The organism is Actinomadura sp. NPDC048394 (assembly GCF_040651755.1).
GTDB lineage: Bacteria > Actinomycetota > Actinomycetes > Streptosporangiales > Streptosporangiaceae > Spirillospora > Spirillospora montaniterrae.
On the sequence record NZ_JBEZJL010000021.1, the window covers coordinates 55,109 to 74,114 of the forward strand.

The 19,006-nt window shown below is 72.9% G+C and carries 14 protein-coding genes and 1 riboswitch; of the genes, 3 read left to right on the forward strand and 11 right to left on the reverse strand.

Features of this window, described 5'->3' with window-relative positions; genetic code table 11:
- Positions 1 to 114 precede the first annotated feature (114 nt).
- From AB0C78_RS17150 to AB0C78_RS17160, 3 genes are all read left to right on the forward strand, one after another.
- Positions 115 to 939 carry an MIP/aquaporin family protein gene (locus AB0C78_RS17150; protein ID WP_360748319.1) on the forward strand — a complete coding sequence of 275 codons (825 nt, stop codon included), beginning with the start codon at positions 115 to 117 and terminating at the stop codon, positions 937 to 939.
- Positions 940 to 1,040: 101 nt separating this feature from the next.
- Entirely contained in the window at positions 1,041 to 2,558 is a 1,518-nt protein-coding gene (glpK, locus tag AB0C78_RS17155; protein ID WP_360748322.1) for a glycerol kinase GlpK, read from the forward strand.
- Positions 2,559 to 2,652: 94 nt separating this feature from the next.
- Positions 2,653 to 4,317, forward strand: a complete 1,665-nt coding sequence (locus tag AB0C78_RS17160) for a glycerol-3-phosphate dehydrogenase/oxidase (RefSeq protein WP_151542942.1) — start codon at positions 2,653 to 2,655, stop codon at positions 4,315 to 4,317.
- On the opposite strand, the gene AB0C78_RS17165 is transcribed toward AB0C78_RS17160, so the two are convergent.
- The 11 genes from AB0C78_RS17165 to AB0C78_RS17215 form a co-directional block, all read right to left on the reverse strand.
- Positions 4,314 to 5,126: a MaoC family dehydratase N-terminal domain-containing protein gene (locus AB0C78_RS17165; protein ID WP_360748325.1), complete on the reverse strand. Its 813-nt coding sequence runs from the start codon at positions 5,124 to 5,126 to the stop codon at positions 4,314 to 4,316. The genes AB0C78_RS17160 and AB0C78_RS17165 overlap by 4 nt on opposite strands.
- 102 nt (positions 5,127 to 5,228) lie before the next feature.
- Positions 5,229 to 6,215 (reverse strand): SDR family NAD(P)-dependent oxidoreductase, encoded by a 987-nt coding sequence (locus AB0C78_RS17170; protein ID WP_360748328.1) that lies wholly within the window; start codon positions 6,213 to 6,215, stop codon positions 5,229 to 5,231.
- A 34-nt stretch (positions 6,216 to 6,249) separates the two neighbouring features.
- On the reverse strand, positions 6,250 to 7,422 hold the full coding sequence (locus AB0C78_RS17175) for an NADH:flavin oxidoreductase (RefSeq protein ID WP_360748331.1): 1,173 nt from the start codon (positions 7,420 to 7,422) through the stop codon (positions 6,250 to 6,252).
- Between the two features lie 92 nt (positions 7,423 to 7,514).
- Positions 7,515 to 8,669, reverse strand: coding sequence for an acetyl-CoA C-acetyltransferase (locus AB0C78_RS17180; RefSeq protein ID WP_360748334.1), 1,155 nt, complete (start codon positions 8,667 to 8,669; stop codon positions 7,515 to 7,517).
- Between the two features lie 21 nt (positions 8,670 to 8,690).
- A complete protein-coding gene (locus tag AB0C78_RS17185) occupies positions 8,691 to 9,308 on the reverse strand; it encodes a TetR/AcrR family transcriptional regulator (protein ID WP_190858525.1) in 618 nt (205 codons plus the stop codon).
- Between the two features lie 9 nt (positions 9,309 to 9,317).
- Entirely contained in the window at positions 9,318 to 10,097 is a 780-nt protein-coding gene (locus AB0C78_RS17190; RefSeq protein ID WP_360748337.1) for an SDR family oxidoreductase, read from the reverse strand.
- Positions 10,094 to 11,275, reverse strand: coding sequence for an acyl-CoA dehydrogenase family protein (locus tag AB0C78_RS17195; RefSeq protein ID WP_360748340.1), 1,182 nt, complete (start codon positions 11,273 to 11,275; stop codon positions 10,094 to 10,096). Before AB0C78_RS17195 ends, AB0C78_RS17190 begins: the two co-directional genes overlap by 4 nt.
- Positions 11,276 to 11,299: 24 nt before the next feature.
- Positions 11,300 to 12,604, reverse strand: coding sequence for a glycosyltransferase (locus AB0C78_RS17200; RefSeq protein WP_360748343.1), 1,305 nt, complete (start codon positions 12,602 to 12,604; stop codon positions 11,300 to 11,302).
- Entirely contained in the window at positions 12,582 to 15,479 is a 2,898-nt protein-coding gene (locus AB0C78_RS17205; protein ID WP_360748346.1) for a CDP-glycerol glycerophosphotransferase family protein, read from the reverse strand. The genes AB0C78_RS17200 and AB0C78_RS17205 overlap by 23 nt, the downstream gene beginning before the upstream one ends.
- Positions 15,480 to 15,682: 203 nt before the next feature.
- The gene (locus tag AB0C78_RS17210) at positions 15,683 to 16,495 is read right to left on the reverse strand and encodes a CHAP domain-containing protein (RefSeq protein ID WP_360748349.1); all 813 of its coding nucleotides are present in this window, start codon (positions 16,493 to 16,495) and stop codon (positions 15,683 to 15,685) included.
- Between the two features lie 10 nt (positions 16,496 to 16,505).
- Positions 16,506 to 16,657: riboswitch (cyclic di-AMP (ydaO/yuaA leader) on the reverse strand.
- Between the two features lie 482 nt (positions 16,658 to 17,139).
- On the reverse strand, positions 17,140 to 18,996 hold the full coding sequence (locus tag AB0C78_RS17215) for a SpoIIE family protein phosphatase (RefSeq protein ID WP_360748352.1): 1,857 nt from the start codon (positions 18,994 to 18,996) through the stop codon (positions 17,140 to 17,142).
- Positions 18,997 to 19,006: the final 10 nt, after the last annotated feature.

Below are 19,006 nucleotides of genomic sequence, written 5' to 3' on the forward strand. Positions count from 1 at the left end.
GAAAGTGTTCGACATTGTCGGCAGCCTTCCGTTGTTTCCGGCTCATCCGCGTCTTACGTTCTGGCCAGCCTCATGGGGCTTTGCGTCCACCCCCGCAGCCGAGGAGCTGGAGACATGGCGGAACGCCGGAAATTCCCACCGCTGGCCGGTGAGCTCGCCGCCGAGTTCGCCGGAACGATGATCCTGATCCTGTTCGGGGTCGGCGTCGTCGCGCAGGTCGCCGGGGCCGACATCGGCGACCACGACAGCATCGCCTGGGCCTGGGGCCTCGGCGTCACGCTCGGCGTCTACGTCGCCGCGCGGATCAGCGGCGCCCACCTCAACCCCGCGGTCACGGTCGCGCTGGCCGCGTTCAAGGAGTTCTCCTGGCGGAAGGTGGCGCCCTACATCGCCGCCCAGACCGCCGGCGCGTTCATCGCGGCGCTGATCGTCCGCTGGAACTACAGCGAGATCCTGGCCAAGGTCGACCCCGGCCACACCATCAAGACCCAGGGCGTCTTCTCGACGCTGCCGGGCAACGGGACCCTGCCCGTCGGCACCTGGGGCGCGTTCCGCGACCAGGTCATCGGCACCGCGATCCTGCTGTTCGTCATCAAGGCGCTCACCGACGCGCGGAACGCGCCGCCGCTGGCCAACCTCGGCCCGTTCCTGATCGGGCTGCTGGTCGTGGGGATCGGCATGGCGTTCGGTTCGGACGCCGGCTACGCGATCAACCCGGCGCGCGACTTCGGCCCGCGCCTCGCGCAGTTCATCACCGGCTACGGCGGCGCCTGGAAGGACCAGAACGGGGATCTGTACTTCTGGGTCCCGATCGTCGCGCCGCTCATCGGCGGCGTGCTCGGCGCCGGCCTGTACAAGCTGCTGATCGGCTGGTTCCTGCCGTCCGACGACGTGGAGCCGGACGTCGCCAAGCCCGAGCCCGAGTACGAAGCCGCATGAGCGAAGCGAACCGGGGGGCGCGGGAGGCCGTCCCCCGGGAGCGACCGGCATGATCGCTTCTCGTCCCCGTCCGCAGGCCCTTCCCACTGGAGATTCCGCACATGGCTGACTTCGTCGGAGCGCTCGACCAGGGCACCACGAGCACCCGCTTCATGATCTTCGATCACGGCGGCAACGAGATCGCCCGCCACCAGCTCGAGCACGAGCAGATCCTGCCGCAGGCCGGCTGGGTCGAGCACAACCCCACCGAGATCTGGGAGCGCACCCGCGCGGTCATCCAGAGCACGCTGAACAAGGCGAACCTGACCCACGCCGACCTCGCCGCGTTCGGCATCACCAACCAGCGGGAGACGACGCTGGTGTGGGACCGCCGCACCGGGCGGCCCTACTTCAACGCGATCGTCTGGCAGGACACCCGCACCGACCGCATCGCCTCCGCGCTCGAGCGCGACGGCAAGGGCGACGTCATCCGGCGCAAGGCCGGGCTGCCGCCCGCGACCTACTTCTCCGGCGGCAAGATCCAGTGGATCCTGGAGAACGTCGACGGGGTCCGGGAGGCGGCCGAGCGCGGCGACGCGATCTTCGGGACGACCGACAGCTGGGTGCTGTGGAACCTGACGGGCGGTCCCGACGGGGGCGCGCACGTCACGGACGTCACGAACGCCAGCCGCACCATGCTGATGGACCTGGAGACCCTCGACTGGGACGACGAGCTGCTGTCGTTCTTCGGCATCCCGCGCGCGATGCTGCCGCAGATCAGGCCGTCGTCGACGTCCGAGGCGTACGGGCTGACCCGCCCGGACGGGCCGCTCGGCGGCGAGGTCCCACTGACGGCCGCGCTCGGCGACCAGCAGGCCGCGACGGTCGGCCAGGTGTGCTTCTCGCCCGGCGAGGCCAAGAACACCTACGGCACCGGCAACTTCCTGCTGCTGAACACGGGCAACGAGCTGGTCCGGTCGAAGAACGGGCTGCTGACCACGGTCTGCTACCAGTTCGGGTCCGACAAGCCGGTGTACGCGCTGGAGGGCTCGATCGCGGTGACCGGGTCGGCGGTGCAGTGGCTGCGCGACCAGCTCGGCATCATCTCCGGCGCCGCGCAGAGCGAGGCGCTCGCCCGGCAGGTCGAGGACAACGGCGGCGTCTACTTCGTCCCCGCGTTCTCCGGCCTGTTCGCCCCCTACTGGCGGTCGGACGCGCGCGGCGCGATCGTCGGCCTGTCCCGCTTCAACACCAACGCCCACCTGGCCCGCGCCACCCTCGAGTCGATCTGCTACCAGTCGCGGGACGTCGTCGAGGCGATGCGCGAGGACTCCGGCGTCGCCCTCGACACGCTCAAGGTCGACGGTGGGATCACCGCCAACGAGCTGTGCATGCAGATGCAGGCCGACATCCTCGGCGTCCCGGTGTCGCGTCCCGTCGTCGCCGAGACGACCGCGCTCGGCGCCGCCTACGCCGCCGGCCTCGCCGTCGGGTTCTGGAACACCACCGACGAGCTGCGCCAGAACTGGAACGAGGCCAAGCGCTGGCAGCCCACCTGGGACGACGAGCAGCGCGCCACCGGCTACGCCGGCTGGAAGAAGGCCGTCAACCGAACCCTCGACTGGGTCGACGTCGACTAGACCCGGCCGGGACGACACGCGCGGCGGGGCCGGGGAACCGGCGCCGGCCCCGCCCGCACCATCCTGACCGATCACCCCTCATCGGGAGCAAGCAGTGACATCCGTAGCCCTCGGCCCTCGGTACCGCGAGGACACCCTGCGCGCCCTGGCCGAGAACGAGTTCGACGTCCTGGTCGTCGGCGGCGGCATCGTCGGCGCGGGCGCCGCGCTCGACGCGGTCTCCCGGGGCCTGTCCGTGGCCCTGGTGGAGGCGCGCGACTGGGCGGCCGGCACCTCCAGCCGCTCCAGCAAGCTGATCCACGGCGGGCTCCGCTACCTGGAGCAGCGCGACTTCGGGCTGGTCCGCGAGGCGCTGCGGGAGCGCGCCCTGCTGCTGCACCGGCTCGCGCCGCACCTGGTGCGGCCCGTCCAGTTCCTGTACCCGCTGCGCAACCGGGTGTGGGAGCGGGCGTACGTCAGCGCCGGCGTGACCCTGTACGACACGATGGGCGGCGCGCGGTCGCTGCCCCGGCACCGGCAGCTCACCCGGCGCGGCGCGCTGCGGGAGGCGCCGGCGCTGCGCTCGGACGCGCTCGTCGGCGCGATCCAGTACTACGACGCGCAGGTGGACGACGCCCGCTACACGATGATGGTCGCCCGTACCGCCGCCCGGTACGGCGCGAGGGTCGCCACGCGCGCCGAGGTGACGGGGTTCCTCCGCGAGGGCGAGCGGGTCACCGGGGCGCACGTCGTGGACCTGGAGGGCGGGCGGGAGATCACCGTCCGGGCCCGCCGGGTCGTCTGCGCGACGGGCGTGTGGACGGACGGCGCGCAGGCGATGACGGGGTCGCGCGCGGCGTTCGCGGTGCGCGCGTCCAAGGGCGTCCACCTGGTGGTGCCGCGCGACCGGATCCCGATGGACACCGGGCTGATCACCCGGACCGAGCGCAGCGTGCTGTTCATCATCCCGTGGGGCCGGCACTGGCTGGTCGGCACGACCGACACCCCGCACGACGAGGGCCCGGACGAGCCGGTCGCCGACCACACCGACATCGGCTACCTGCTGGAGCGGGTGAACGCGGTGCTGCGCACGCCGCTGACCATGGACGACGTCGAGGGCGTGTACGCGGGCCTGCGGCCGCTGCTGTCCGGCGAGATGGACGACACCGCGCGGCTGTCCCGCGAGCACGCCGTCGCCGAGCCGGTGCCGGGGCTGGTCGTCGTCACCGGCGGCAAGTTCACCACCTACCGGGTCATGGCGCGCGACGCGGTCGACGTGGTCGCCGAGGGCCTGGACGAGGCGGTGCCCGCGTCGGTCACCGGGCGGCTGCCGATCCTCGGCGCGGACGGCTTCGAGGTGCTGTGGAACGAGCGGCGCCGGCTCGCCGCCCGCTCGGGGCTGCACGTCGCGCGGATCGAGCACCTGCTGCGCCGGTACGGGTCGTGTGCGCAGGACGTCCTCGACCTGGTCGCCGCGGAGCCGGAGCTCGGCGCCCCGATCCCCGGCGCGGAGGACTACCTGTGCGCCGAGGCCGTCTACGCGGTGACGCACGAGGGCGCCCTGCACCTGGAGGACGTCCTCGCGCGGCGGCTGCGGGTGTCGATCGAGGAGTGGGACGGCGGCCTCGCCGCGGCGGCGCACGTCGCCGGCCTCCTCGCGCCGCGGCTCGGCTGGAGCCGCGAGGACGCCGCCGACGAGGTCAAGCGGTACGTCCTGCAGATCAGGGCGGAGCGCCGCGACGGGCCGGCCGTCGTGGAGCCGCCGGTGACGGCGGCCTAGGAGGCGCTGAAGGTCGCGGTCATGGCGGTGACGCCGCCGGGTGCCTCGATCGACAGTTCGCCGTCCGGTGATCCGGCCGCGACGAAGGGCTGCCGCGCGTAGACGGGTCTGCGGGCACGGAACGACAGGTCGTTCACCTGCAGGCCCGCCCGGCGCGGCAGCTCCAGGCACAGGATCGCCAGGAGCGGTCCGTGCACGACGAGCCCGCCGTGTCCCTCGACCTGGGTCGCGTAGGTCTCGTCGTAGTGGATGCGGTGGGCGTTGTAGGTGAGCGCGCTGAACCGGAACAGCAGCACCGGGTCGGCGGTCACCGGCAGCGTCCACGGCGCCTTCACGTCAGGCGCCTCGAAGGACACCTCCGGCGGGCGGGACGCCGCGTCGCCGCTGCGGTAGACGAGGTCCTGTTCCTCGACGGCGATCTCCGCGCCGTCCCGCAGGAACGTGTGGCGGACGGTGACGAACAGCATCTCGCCGCTGCGTCCCTGCTTGACCGCCGTGGAGGCCAGTTCGGCGCGGCGCGTGACGGTGTCGCCGACGCGCAGCGGCTCGCGGACGCGGAACCGGCCGCCGGCGAACATGCGCCGCCGGTCGGAGATCGGCGGCAGGAAGTGCCCGCCGAGAGGGTGCCCGTCGGGGCCGAGTTCGCGCTGCGCGGGCCGTTCGAGGAAGTGCAGCCAGTGCCACAGCGGCGGCAGCTCCTCCCCTGGCGGCTCGACGTCCAGCACCCCGGCGAGCGCGGCCGACGGCGCCGCGTCGATGACCTCGGCCGTCTCCACCGGCTCCGGCGACCAGCCGCCCACGTCGATCATCGCCTCACCTCTCGGCCGTCCGTCACTCCCCAGGGATTATGCCGACGGCCGGGAACGGCAGCGGGCCCGGGCCCCGCGACGCGGACCCGGGCCGGGGACGCCCTACTCCGCGAACGCGTCGACGCCGGTCAGCTCGGCCGAGTACGCCCACAGCCGCGCGGCCTCGTCCGGGTCGGTCGCGTAGGGCCGGACGCCCACGGGCGCGGGCGCGCCCGCCTTCCGGCCGCGCACCTCCGGCACGTCGGCCGGGGTGGGCTCGGCGATGTCGCAGTCCATGCAGTAGACGCCGCCCATGCCGTCCAGCCGCGGGGACGTCCCCGCCCACACCGCCGTCGCCGCGCCCTGCTCCGGGGTCTTGAAGCCCTGGGCGATCTCGTTGCCGTCCTCGTCGATCCACCCGTAGGCGATCTTGTCCTCCTTCGGGATGTGCCGCTGCAGCGGCGTGAGGATGCTGCCCGGGTGGAGGGAGAACGCGCGCACGGAGTCCTTCGCCAACGCGTCCAGGTGCACGGCGAACAGCACGTTGGCGGTCTTCGCCTGCCCGTACGCCTCCCACCGGTCGTAGCCGCGGGTGAAGTGCGGGTCGTCCCAGCGCATCCGGGAGAAGTGGTGCCCCTGCGAGGACACGGCGACGACGCGGGCGCCGGGCCTGACCGCCGGCCACAGCCGGTTCACCAGCGCGAAGTGCCCGAGGTGGTTGGTGGCGAACTGCGCCTCCCAGCCCGGACCGACCCGCGTCTCCGGGCAGGCCATGACCGCCGCGTTGCCGATGATCATGTCGATGCCGCGGCCGGACGCCAGGAACCGGTCGGCGAAGCCCCGCACGCTCTCCAGGTCGCCGAGGTCCAGCTCGTCCACCTCGGCGCCGCCGATCCCGTCGAGCGCCTCCTTCGCCACCGCGGGACGCCGCGCGGGCACCACCACGTGCGCGCCCGCCGCGGCCAGGGCCCGGGTCGTCTCCAGCCCGAGCCCGGAGTACCCGCCGGTCACGACGGCCAGCCGCCCGGACAGGTCGATGCCCGCCAGGACGTCGCTCGCCGTGCTCTCGAACCCGAAACCCGAATCGATCCTGCGTTGCGGAGTGGTCATGCCCCTCACGCTACGAGTTGGAGCGCGCTCCAGGTCAAGCCGGGTTCTCCGCCGGGATCTCGGGGCAGTGCGTGCCGGTGTAGATGGTCGGCATGCAGCGGTTGCAGTGGATGCACAGCGACCGCGTCGACGGGTCGGCCTTGATCCGGTCGACCAGGTCGGGCTCGCGCAGCAGCGCGCGTCCCATCGCGACGAACTGGAAGCCCTCCGCCATCGCCCGGTCCATGGTCTCGCGGTTGGTGATGCCGCCGAGCAGGATGAGCGGCAGGTCCAGCTCGGCGCGGAAGCGGCGGGCGTGCTCGAGGAGGAACGCGTCCTGGTACGGGTAGGCGCGCAGGAACTTCGTGCCGGACATCCGGATGCCCGTCCGCAGCGGCTGCTTGAAGTTCGCGGCGAACTCCTTGACCGGCGCGCCGCCGCGGAACAGGTACATCGGGTTCAGCAGCGAGCTGCCCGCCGTCAGCTCCAGGGCGTCGACGGTCCCCTCCTCCTGCAGCCACCGCGCCACCTGCAGGCTGTCGTCGATCTCCAGCCCGCCCGGCACGCCGTCCCGCATGTTGATCTTCGCGGTGACGGCGATCCGGTCGCCGACCTCCTCGCGCACCGCGCGGGCGATGCCGAGCGCCACCTTCGCGCGGTTCTCGATCGGCCCGCCGTAGGCGTCGTCGCGCTTGTTGAGCCGCGGGCTGAGGAACGAGCTCGCGAGGTAGTTGTGCCCGAAGTGGATCTCGACGGCGTCGAAGCCCGCCTCGATCGCCAGCCGCGCCGCGCCGGCGTGGGCGCGGGTGACCCGCTCGATGTCCTCGGCCGTCGCGGGCTTGGTGAAGCGCATCCCGATCGGGTTGAAGAACCGTCCCGCCGACAGCCCGCGCATCTTGTTGGAGGCGGCGTCGGCGACCGGCCCGGCGTGCCCGATCTGCGCGGACACCGCGGCGCCCTCGGCGTGCACCGCGTCGGTGAGGCGCCGCAGCCCCGGAACGGCCTCGGGCCGCATGTAGATCTGCCGCCGCTCGGTGCGGCCCTCGGGGGCGACCGCGCAGTAGGCGACGGTCGTCATCGCCACTCCCCCCGCGGCGGGCCGCCGGTGGTACTCGATCAGGTCGTCGGTGACGAGGGCGTCCGGCGTCATGCCCTCGAACGTGGCGGCCTTGACGACCCGGTTCCGCAGGGTGACGGGCCCGAGCTTCGCACTCTCGAAGACGTCCACAACGACCTCCGATCGGGGATCTTCCAAACCTCAGCCATACTCACGGGCTCGTCCGTCGTGACGGGGGTTCCAGGGGGTCGTCCCCCTGGGAGTCAGAGGCGCTCGATGATGGTGACGTTGGCCTGGCCGCCGCCCTCGCACATGGTCTGGAGGCCGTAGCGGCCGCCGGTGCGCTCCAGCTCGTGCAGCAGCGTGGTCATCAGCCGGGCGCCGGTGGCGCCGAGCGGGTGGCCGAGGGCGATGGCGCCGCCGTTCGGGTTGACCTTCGCCGGGTCGGCGCCGGTCTCCTTCAGCCAGGCGAGGACGACCGGCGCGAACGCCTCGTTGATCTCGACGGCGTCGAAGTCGCCGATCGTCATGCCGGTCTTCTTCAGCGCGTGCGCGGTGGCGGGGATCGGCGCGGACAGCATCCGGATCGGGTCCTCGCCGCGCGCGGAGATGTGGTGGATGCGGGCGCGCGGGGTGAGGCCGTGGTCCTTGACGGCCTGCTCGGACGCGATGAGCAGCGCGGCGGACCCGTCGGAGATCTGCGAGGCGAGCGCGGCGGTGAGCCGGCCGCCCTCGACGAGGGTCTTCAGCCCGGCCATCTTCTCCCGGGTGGTGTCGCGGCGCGGGCCCTCGTCGGCGGTGACGCCCTCCAGCGGAACGATCTCCCGCTCGAACCGGCCCTCGTCGATCGCGCGGATGGCCCGCTGGTGCGACTGGTAGGCGAACTCCTCCATCTCCTCACGGGAGATGTCCCAGTCGCGGGCGATCATCTCGGCGCCGTTGAACTGTGACACCTCGGCGTCGCCGTAGCGCTCCGTCCAGCCCTTGGAGCCGGCGAACGGGCCCTGGGTGAAGCCGAGGGGCTCGGCGGCGGTCATCGCGAACGAGATCGGGATCTGCGACATGTTCTGCACGCCGCCCGCGACGACGAGGTCGGACGTCCCGGCGAGGACGGCCTGCGCGGCGAAGTGCACGGCCTGCTGCGAGGAGCCGCACTGCCGGTCGACGGTGACGCCGGGGACCTCCTCGGGCAGCCCGGCGGCGAGCCAGCAGGTGCGGGCGATGTCGCCGGCCTGCGGGCCGACGCTGTCGACGTTGCCGAACACCACGTCCTCGACGGCGGCGGGGTCCACCTTCACGCGGTCCATCAGCGCCTTCAGCACGTGGGCGCCGAGGTCGGCGGGGTGGACGCCGGCGAGCCCGCCCTTCTTGCGGCCGACGGGGGCGCGGACCGCTTCGACGATGTAGGCCTCGGCCATGGGGGGGTGTCTCCTTCGGGGCTAGCTCGCCTGGATGCCTTCGAGGACCATGGCGAGGTACTGCTTGGCGATGTCGTCGGCGGACAGCCGCCCGCCGTGCTGGTACCAGTTGGCCGCGACCCAGACGGTGTCGCGGATGAAGCGGTAGATCAGCGTCCGGTCGAGGTCGGCGCGGAAGGCGCCCTCCTCGACGCCGCGGTCCAGCAGGGACATCCACATCGTCTCGAAGCGGCGCTGCGACTCGAGCAGGTAGTGGAAGCGCTCGCTGGTGGCGAGGTGCTTGGACTCGTTCTGGTAGAGGACGACGGCGGGCCGGTGCCGGTCGATCGAGCGGAACGACTCGACGATGACGCCCTCCATGGTGTCGCGGGCGCTGAGGCCGGCGGCGAGGACGCGCTCGTAGGCCGCCCACATCTCGTCCAGGAAGGTCGACAGGATCTCGTCGGCCATCGCCTCCTTGGAGTCGAAGTGGTAGTAGAGGCTGCCGCCGAGGATGCCGGCGGCGTCGGCCACCTTCCGGACGGTGGTGGCGGAGTACCCCTGCGAGGCGAACACCTCGGCGGCGGTGGCGAGCAGCTCGGCCCGCCGCTCCGCGCGGGCGGCGGCGGTGCCCTCGGCGTCGCGCCGTCGTGGACTCATGGTCGGTTCCTAAGCGTGCTGGGAAGAGACGGAGACGACCTCCCCGGTCATGTACGAGGAGTAGTCGCTGGCCAGGAAGACGATAACGTTGGCCACCTCCCAGGGCTCGGCGTAGCGGCCGAACGCCTCGCGCCGCGTCAGCTCGTCGAGCAGCTCCTCCGAGGTCACCTTGACCAGGTGGGGGTGCATGGCGAGGGACGGCGAGACGGCGTTGATCCGCACGCCGAACTCCGCGGCCTCCAGCGCGGAGCAGCGGGTGAGGGCCATCACGCCGGCCTTGGCGGCGGCGTAGTGCGACTGGCCCTTCTGCGCCCGCCAGCCGATCACCGACGCGTTGTTGACGATGACGCCGGCGCCCTGGTCCCGCATGATCCGCAGCGCGGCGCGGGTGCAGCGCATCGTGCCGTTCAGCGTGATGTCGAGGACGCGTCCCCACTGGTCGTCGGTCATGTCGACCAGGTCGGCGGTGCCGCCGAGGCCGGCGTTGTTGACGGCGACGTCGATCCGGCCGAACCGCTCGACGCCCAGCGCGTACAGCGCCCGGACCTGCTCCTCGTCGGTGACGTCGCAGGGCAGGGCGGCGACCCGGTCGGCGCCGAACTCCTTCTCCAGCTCCTGCGCGGACGCGGCGAGCCGCCGCTCGTGCGCGTCGGAGATCAGGACGCGGGCGCCCTCCTCCAGGCAGCGGCGGGCGGCGGCGCCGCCGATCCCGGCGCCGGCGGCGGCGGTGATGACGACGGCGCGGTCCTTCAGCAGGCCGTGCCCGGGGACGTAGGGGGGCGGCGTCATCCGCGAGCCTCTCTGGGGAGACCGAGCACGCGCTCGGCGATGATGTTGCGCTGGATCTCGTTCGACCCGGCGTAGATCGTGTCGGAGCGGGAGAACAGGAACAGCCGCTGCCAGTCGTTGAGGTCGTACGGTTCGCCGTCGGCGACCATCCCGGCGGCGCCGAGGACGTCCATGGCGAGCTCGCCGAGCTCGCGGTGCCAGGTGCCCCAGACGAGCTTGGAGATCGACGACTCGGGCCCGGGGGCGCCGGACGCGACGCCCGCCATGGTGCGCACCGCGTTCAGCCGCATCACCTCGAGGCCCATGTAGGCGCGGGTGAGGCGGTCGCGCAGCAGCGGGTCGTCGATGGCGCCGGTGCGGCGGGCGAGGTCGAGCACGCCCTCGAACTCGCGGCGGAACCCGACCTGCTGGCCGAGGGTGGCGACGCCGCGCTCGAAGCCGAGCGTGGCCATCGCGATCTTCCAGCCTTCGCCGGGCGCGCCGACGATGTTGCCGGCGTCGGTGCGGGCGCCGTCGAAGAAGACCTCGTTGAACTCGGAGGTGCCGGTGAGCTGGACGATCGGCCGGATGTCGACGCCGTCCTGCTTCATCGGGACGAGCAGGTAGGACAGGCCGTGGTGGCGGGACGAGCCGGGCTCGGTGCGGCAGACGACGAAGCACCAGTCCGATTCGAGGGCGTTGGACGTCCAGACCTTCTGCCCGTCGATCGTCCAGTGGTCGCCGGCGAGCGCGGCGCGGGTCTGCACGTTGGCGAGGTCGGAGCCGGCGTTGGGCTCGGAGTAGCCCTGGCACCACAGCTCCTCGACCGCGACGATCGGCGGCAGGAAGCGCGCCTTCTGCTCGTCGGTGCCGAACGCGATGATGGTGGGGCCGAGCAGGTTCTCGCCGATGTGCCCGACGCGGGCGGGGGCGTCGGCGAGCGCGTACTCCTCGTTGAAGATCACCTGCTGCCGGACGGTGGCGCCGCGGCCGCCGTGCTCCTCGGGCCAGCCCACGCATGTCCAGCCCGCGGCGGCCATGTGCCGCTCCCAGGCCAGCCGCTCCTCGAACGCCTCGTGCTCGCGGCCGGGCCCGCCGAGCCCGCGCGCGTGCGCGAACTCGCCCGACAGGTTGGCCTCCAGCCAGCCGCGGACCTCGGCGCGGAACGCCCGGTCCGCCGGGGACTCGTTCTCGTTCACGCCCGGCACTCTACCAAACAGTTGTTAGAAAGAATCGGCCTCCAGGGCCGGTTCCACCTCGCCCGCCCGTACGGCGGGCTGCCCGAGCCCCGGCGCGGGCACCGCGGACCGCTCGCCCGCGGCGCGCTCCCGCACCGCGGGGAGGTCGCGGTGCAGCAGGTCGAACAGCCGGTCCCAGCGGGCCAGCACCGTCTCCGGCTGGAAGCGCTGCACCGACGCGCGGGCTTCGGCGCCGAGCTGGCAGCACAGCTCCTGGTCCTCGATCAGCCGTTCCAGCGCCTCGGCGAACGCGGCCGTGTCCCCCGGCCGCACGAGCAGCCCGCCCGTCTCCTCGCCCCGCTCGCCGAGCAGCATCCGAACGCCCGGCGCGCAGTCGAACGCCACCGTCGGCAGCCCGTACGCCATCGCCTCCATCACCGACATCGGCACCCCCTCCGCGCGGGACGGCAGCGCGAACACCGACGCCTCGACCATCGCCTCCTCGACGTCGGCGACGACGCCCCGGAACTCGACCGACCCGGTCAGCCCGGCGGCGGCCGCCTGCTCGCGCAGCGCGTCCTCGTCCGGCCCGGTGCCGTAGACGTGCAGCCGCCACTCCGGATGGCGCCCGTGCACCCGCTCCCACGCCTCCAGCAGCAGGTCCACGCCCTTCTCGTAGGACAGCCGCCCCACGCAGGCGACCGCGGGCAGGTTGAGCGTCGGGTAGACGGCCGGGGTGACGTGCAGCGCGTTCGGGATGTGGTCGGCGTTCGTCATGCCGTCCCTCGCCCACGCGTCCGCGTCCTCCGGCGTCAAGGTGAGGAACCGGTCGACGTGCGCGAAGTGCCGCTTCACCCGCTGGTACCGGGTCGACTTGCGGCTCGCCTTGTACGACTCGTGGCTCATGCCGATCACCCGCAGCCCGGAGGTGCCGGCCCGCCGGACCCACTCCATCGCCCACACCTGCGGCACGATCACCACGGCGCCCGGACGGGCCGCCGCGAACATCCGGGTCAGGCGGGCGGCGCCGCGCCGCTGCACGGCCGACCGCCACACGTCGCGCCCGCGCGCCGCCGCGTTCACCCGGTCCCGCAGCCGCTCGGGCCGCCACTCCAGCACCGGCGGACGCCACGTGTCGTGCAGGACCTCCACCCTGTACGAGCCGTCGCGGCCGTGGTTGTGCCGGTCCGGCCCGCGGACGATCCCGACGAGCGTGACGCGGTCGCCGCGCTCGGCCAGCATCCGCGCCATGTGGTGCGCCCAGCGCTGCAGGCCCCCCATCTCGTCGACGTTGTTGCAGACGATGAAGACGTCGCGCGGTGCGTGCTCAGCGGTTCCGGTGGGAACCATGGGCGCTCCTTTCTCCGAAGTAACGGTCCACGACGGTGCGCGCGGCGGTGCCGCGGTCGTGCTCCCCGAACCGCGCGGCGAACGCGCGGCGCCGCGCCGCGTGCGCGGACCCGGCGGCGTCCAGGTCCGCGAGCGCGGCGACCAGCTCGTCCTCGGTCCGGGTGACCGGGCCGGGCGCGTGCTCCTCCAGGTCGAAGTAGCCGGTGTCGTGCTCGCCGTCCGCCGGCAGGTGCAGCACGATCGGCCGGTCCAGCAGCGCGTAGTCGAACATGATCGACGAGTGGTCGGTGACGAGCGCGTCGGCGAGCAGGAGCAGCAGGGTCGCGTCCGCGACGTCCCCGACGTCCCGCATGGCCCGCGCCGCCGACGGCGGCAGGTTCGCCCGGCACAGGTAGTGCGGGCGGACGAGCAGGACGATCTCGTCCCCGAGCTCGCGGGCGAACCGCGCCGGGTCCACGGGCGGTTCCATCAGCTTCACCGGCCTGCCCTTCGGCCCCGTCTTGAAGGTCGGCGCGTAGAGGACGGCGCGGCGCCCGTCGTCCAGCCGGAGCGAGCGGCGCAGGGCGGCGACCTCGGCGGCCAGTTCCGGGTCCCCGTCCACGCCGTTGACCAGCGGGTCGTTGCGCGGGTACCCGGCGGGCAGCAGCTCCGCCCGGACGCCGAGCCCCTTGGCGAGGGTGTCCGCGTCGTGCCCGGAGCGGATGAGGAAGCAGTCGAAGCGGTCGACCATCCGCGCGAGCTTCGTCCGGTCGGACGCGGGCCCGCTCTTCATCAGCGGCTGGTCGAGCCCCATCAGCTTGTACGCCGACCCGTGCCAGGTCTGGATGTACGTGGTCTCGGGGCGCTTGCACAGGCCCTCCGGATAGCCCTGGTTGTCGATCCAGAACTCGGCCCGCGCGAGCGCGAGGTGGTAGCGCCACGAGCCCCGCTTCACCAGCTTCGCGTCGGACGGGAAGCCCTTCGCCGACGACGCGTACGACCACACCGCCTCGACCGGGCGGTCCGAGCGGCGCAGCTCGCGGTAGATGTACTTCGGGTTGTCGGAGTAGTGCAGCCCGAGATGGCTCTCGAACACCGCGAGGCCCCTGCGGACCGGAAGCCGGGTCAGGACCCGGTTGAACACCGCGGCCTTCGTCCTGCCGGACGCCAGCGTGCGGCGCATGGAGCGCTCCAGCCGCCGCGCGCGCCGCCAGCCCGTCCGCGCCGGCGGGCTTCCCGCGACCCGGGCGACCGCGGTGGCGGCGCGCCGCGTCCGCGGGTCGTCGGTCGCGAGGGCGAACGCCAGGTGGCCGCCCTCGGTGACGTACGACCGGAGCACGTCGCCCGCGAGACGCGTCAGCCTCGGCCGGACGGGCAGCCCGACGCCGCGCAGGTCAGGCCCGCCCGCGGCGCCCGTTCCGGCGGACTCGCCCGGCCGGGTGACGATCTCCTCGCCGTCCACCTTCACGCGCAGCCGCACGTCCCACACCGGGTCGACGAACCCGATCGGCCGGACGCGGGCGCGCGGGTCGAACTCGGCGCGCCACTCCAGCCGGCCGCCCTCGTGGACGATCTCGGCGGGCACCCGGGCGCGGCGGGCGTCGCGCCGCCGGTCGCGGAACTCCAGGGAGGCCGACAGCGAAGCGCCGCGCGGGATCCGGTCGAGCGGGTTCAGCACGTGCCCGGCCATGCGGGCGCGGCCGCCGCGCATCTCCAGCCGGGTCACGACGGCGGCCGGCCGCAGCTCCGTGAGCGGGCACATGTGGAAGCCGAAGTCGGTGACGTCCAGGACGCGGCGGCCGAGGTCCCCGCGCGGCGGGCCGCCGCCCCAGAAGATCCGGCCGTCCCGCTCCGCCAGCCGGGCCCGCAGGTCCGACCGCCCGCCCGGCAGGTACTCGGCGGCCGCCAGCGCCCCGTCCCGGTCGCCCTCCTTGACCAGGAACGCGGCGATCGCGGCGAGCGGGTTGGCCGTCTCGAACACCACCGGGTCCAGCCCGGCCAGGTAGCCGGCCGCGAGGTCCAGGAACCGGGCCCGGTGCACCGGGTCGCGGTCCCGCAGCTCGCGCAGGTACAGCAGCAGGTCGTGGTTGACGAACTTGGCGTCCTTCGCGCGCTTCAGCCCGTCCGCGCCGCGCAGCTCGAACAGCATGTCGATGCGCCGGTGGATCTCCAGCCGGTCGGCGAAGTTGGCCAGCTCGTCACGGCGGTTGGAGATCGACGGCATCACCTGCCGGTCCCGGACCAGCCAGTTGTAGACCCGGTGCGGGATCAGGGCCGTGCGCGCGGCGGCCATGTACGCCTCCGCGCTGAACAGCAGGTCCTCGTAGTGCAGCCGTTCGACGAAGCGCAGCGCGCCGTCCTCGAGGAACCCCCGGCGGTAGAGCTTGTTCGTCGACAGGGTGTCGTAGAGCAGGTCGGGGTTCTCCTCCAGCGACCCGTACACGGCGCTGCGCTGGTAGAGCCACGGGTACCAGGGCCGGACGCGGTCCTTCGAGCCCTTCGGCACGTCCAGGAAGACCCGGTCGCAGAGCCCGGAGACCAGGTCGGCGCCGGTCTCCTGCGCGGCGGAGAGCAGGTTGAGGCAGGCGTGCCGGTCCAGCAGGTCGTCGCTGTCGAGGAACATCACGTACCGGCCGTCCGACCGCTCGACGCCGACGTTGCGCGGGCGGCCGCAGCCTCCGGAGTTGACCGGCAGGTGCAGCGCGCGGACCCGGCCGGGATGCGCCGCGGCGAGCCGGTCGGCGGCCTCGCCGGTGCCGTCGGTGCTCGCGTCGTCGACGATCACGGTCTCGACACCGCCCAGCGACTGCGCCAGGGACGAGGCGACCGCCCGCGGCAGCCGGGCGGCGTCGTTGTAGGCGATCACCACCACGCTCACATCCGGGCGCACCCGCATGGGCATCCCCTTCCGCTACTCCGGCGTGCCAGGGATTCCTTTCCATCAAGGAGGCGGCGAGGGCCAACCCAGATCAAAAGCTGTCAATGCTTAGCATTACCCGACAGGTCACGGCAGACCACCCCGGGAACGCCAAAGGCGCCCGGTTCGGGACCGGGCGCCTCTGATCCGCAGGAATTGATCATCCCGAGCGGGACGGATGATCAGGACTTGGCGTAGTCGGGGTATCCGTAACCCACGACTTCGGACTTGTCGCGGACCTTCTCCTTGACGGCGTTGTCGGTGTTGCCCTCGATCGTGGTGATCGTTCCGTTGCCGTTGTCCTTGACGACGAGGCCGACGTGGTCGATGCCGTCGATCCCGCCGCTGGACCCGTTCTGCCAGTCGAAGAACACGACCGCGCCGGGCTTGGCGATGTCGCCCCAGCGGCCGGTCTTCTCGAACCACGAGGCGTGCTGGACGGTGTAGGCGTCCCAGCCCATGTTCTTCACGCCCGTCTGCGCGCTGAGCCACGACACGAACATGTCGCACCACTCGGCGCCCCGGTAGTCGCCGACGGTCCCGCCGTCGCGCCGGGCGGTCACCGCGGCGTGCCGGGTGGAGGCGTACCAGTCGGCGTACTTGGTCGAGCCGTTGCGGCTCTCCCCCTCGCCGAGCTGCGACTTCGCCAGCTTGATCACGGTGGACGCGGCGACCGTGCGGGACGCCTTGCGGGCGGCGCGCTCGGTCCCGGCGCGCTCGGTCCCGGTGTGCTCGGACGTGCCCGTCGCGGCGCTCTCGCGGTGCGCCGCGGCGGCGGCCTGCGCGGGGGTCTCGGCGGACGCGGTGTCCCCGGTCAGGGGGTTGAAGATCGCGAGTCCGACCGCCCCGGCCATCACACCCGCCACGGCGACGCCCACGGCCCGGTCCTCGGGGCTCATGCGGGCGAGCGCGGCGCGGGGGGCGGCGCCGGTGAGGCGCAGCGCGCTCAGTCGGGGGGCGATGCTCTTGGTAAGACGATCGAAACGACCGGTCATGCAGGGAATCTCCTTGTCTCCCATGACGCCTACCGGGTTAGCTGACGGATTCGGGCATGGAAGAGCCCTACGGCGCGCGGACGCGCCGATTCACCCCTGGAACCTTGGGTCCCCGGCTCCGTCCGGTCGGATGGACCTGGACGGACTCGGCCTCGCACCGCGGGTCGCGGTGCCGGATATTCGGATGTATCTCAGCGACTGATCTCGAGGGGGCGCGCATCGTGTGGCGCGCGTCGCGTGCGGATTCCGCTCAGCGACCCTCGGCCGCGCATGGAAGCGGCCGGCGTGCAACGCATGGAACGCGCTGCGTGATTCGTGCAAGAAGGTACCAACCTCCTGCGGAAAAGCAAACCAGCCGCAAAAGGATCTTTTGCCTGCTCAACGCCGTTCCAACCCCGCTTCAACCGCCTCCGGCCGCCACCCCTTCCCGATCTTTCTCCGGACCGCCGCGAACCCTTACGGCATAGGGGATTCCCCGCACGGCACCGCGACCCGGGAAAGGTAAAATGATCAAAAGGCGCCCGGCTCCGCCGCCCTTCACCGCGGCGGGCGCGCACGGCGGCGCAGATCACACGGGCGGCACCGGACACACGCCCGTGTGTCCTACATCACTCCAGCTCAGAGCGGTCCTGACCTGCCGATGATCACTCCACGTGCAGGGCGAACATCGTGGTGTCGTCGGCCGCCCGGTCGTGCTCCATCCGCGCGAGGACCTCGTCCAGCGCCAGTTCCGGCCCCGCCGACGACTCCCGCAGAATTCCGGTGAGCCGCTCGATCCGCTCGTCGAGATCGGTGTCCCGGCGCTCCACCAGGCCATCGGTGTAAAGGAACAGCAGATCCCCCGGCCGCAGTTCCGTGGAGATCGTCGTGTACTCCCAATCCGGCAGCGCGCCGAGCATCGGATCGCGATAGACCTCCAGCGGCTCGGCGTGCCCGTCCCGCACCAGGATCGGCGGCAGATGCCCGGCGCACGTCCACTCCATGACCCGCCGGTCCGGCCGGTAATGGCCCACGATCGCGGTGCCCGTCGCCGGCGGGTCCATGCTGCCGACCAGCTCGTTCAGCCAGCCCACCAGCTGCCCCGCCGACTCCCCCGTGCACGACAGGCCGAGCAGCCCGTTCCGGCTGCGCGCCATCGACGCCGCCGCCGGGAGGCCGTGCCCCGCCGCGTCCCCGATCGCGAACAGCGCCCGCCCGTCCGGCATCGCCCGGGTGGCGAACCAGTCCCCGCCGATCCGCGCCGTGCTCTCCGCCGCCAGCGCGCGGATCGCCACCCGCAGCCCCGGCAGCCGCTCGACCTCGCCCTCGTCCGGCAGGATCGCCCGGCGCAGCGTCACCGCCACCTTGCGCTCCTGGGCCGTCCGCGCCTGCTGCTTGAGCATCTGCCGGCGCGTCTCCGCCAGCGCCCGCTCCACCCCGCGGCGCCGCGTGATGTCCTGCGAGACGATGTTGATCGACACCGGCAGCCCGGAGTCGTCCAGCACCGGCTCGGCGAACACCCACAGATGCCGCGGCGCGCCGTCCTTGCCGATCACCCGGTGCTCGGCCTCCACCGGCTCCCGGCGCGAGAACATCGTCTGGACGGCCTCCTCGACCAGCGGCAGGTCGTCGTCGGCGACCACCTTCGGCAGGTCGTGCGGCGCCGGCGGCACCTCGTCCGGCCCGAGGCCGTAGTTCGCCAGCATCTGCGGCGTCCAGTCCGCCTGCCCGGTGACCAGGTCCCACTCCCCGAACCCGATCAGCGCCAGCCGCTCCACCCGCTCCAGCCGCCGCGCGCTGCGGTCCTCACCGGAGTGGTACCGCCAGGTGAGGCACACGCCCGTCGGCACCTGGACGCACCGCACGCTCATCCGCGACGACCGCGACAGCCCGCCCTGCACGGTCGAGTACATGATCGAGTCGCGGTCCAGGGCCGTCCCGCCCTCCAGCACCGCGACGTAGTCCTCGAACAGCCCGCTGAGCGCCGCCCCCGGATCCGTCCGCAGCAGCCGCTGCCCCGCCAGCTCCTCGGCGCCCCGCCCGAACAGGTCCCGGGCGGCCTCGTTCAGCTCGGCGTACAGGAAGTCCTGGACCTCGCCGTCCGGGCCGCGCACCGGCACCAGGTGCGCCGCGGAGTCCAGCGCCCCGTCCAGCAGCCCCCGCGCCACCGGATCCGCGGGCAGCCCCTCGATGAGCTCGGCGTCGCCCCCGGTGTCCTCGGCGGCCAGCCGGTGCAGCAGGTCCTCGGCCTCGGAGACCACGCCCCGCCGGTCGGTGTCCTCCGCGCGCGGCGGCCGCCGCCCGGCCACCACCGCGCCCTCGGCACCGACGCCGCCGCCCTGGACGACCATGGCCGCCGCCTCCGGCAGCTCCATCTCCAGGTCGCGGGCGAGCCAGATGAGGTGCTGCAGCGCCTCCCCGGGCGGGACCCCCAGCCGCCGGGCCAGCATCACCCGCGCCTCGGCGAGCACCGCGCGGTCGTGCGCCGCCCCGCGCAGGCCCTCGAGGTCCGCCGCGTGCACTCCAGGCGGT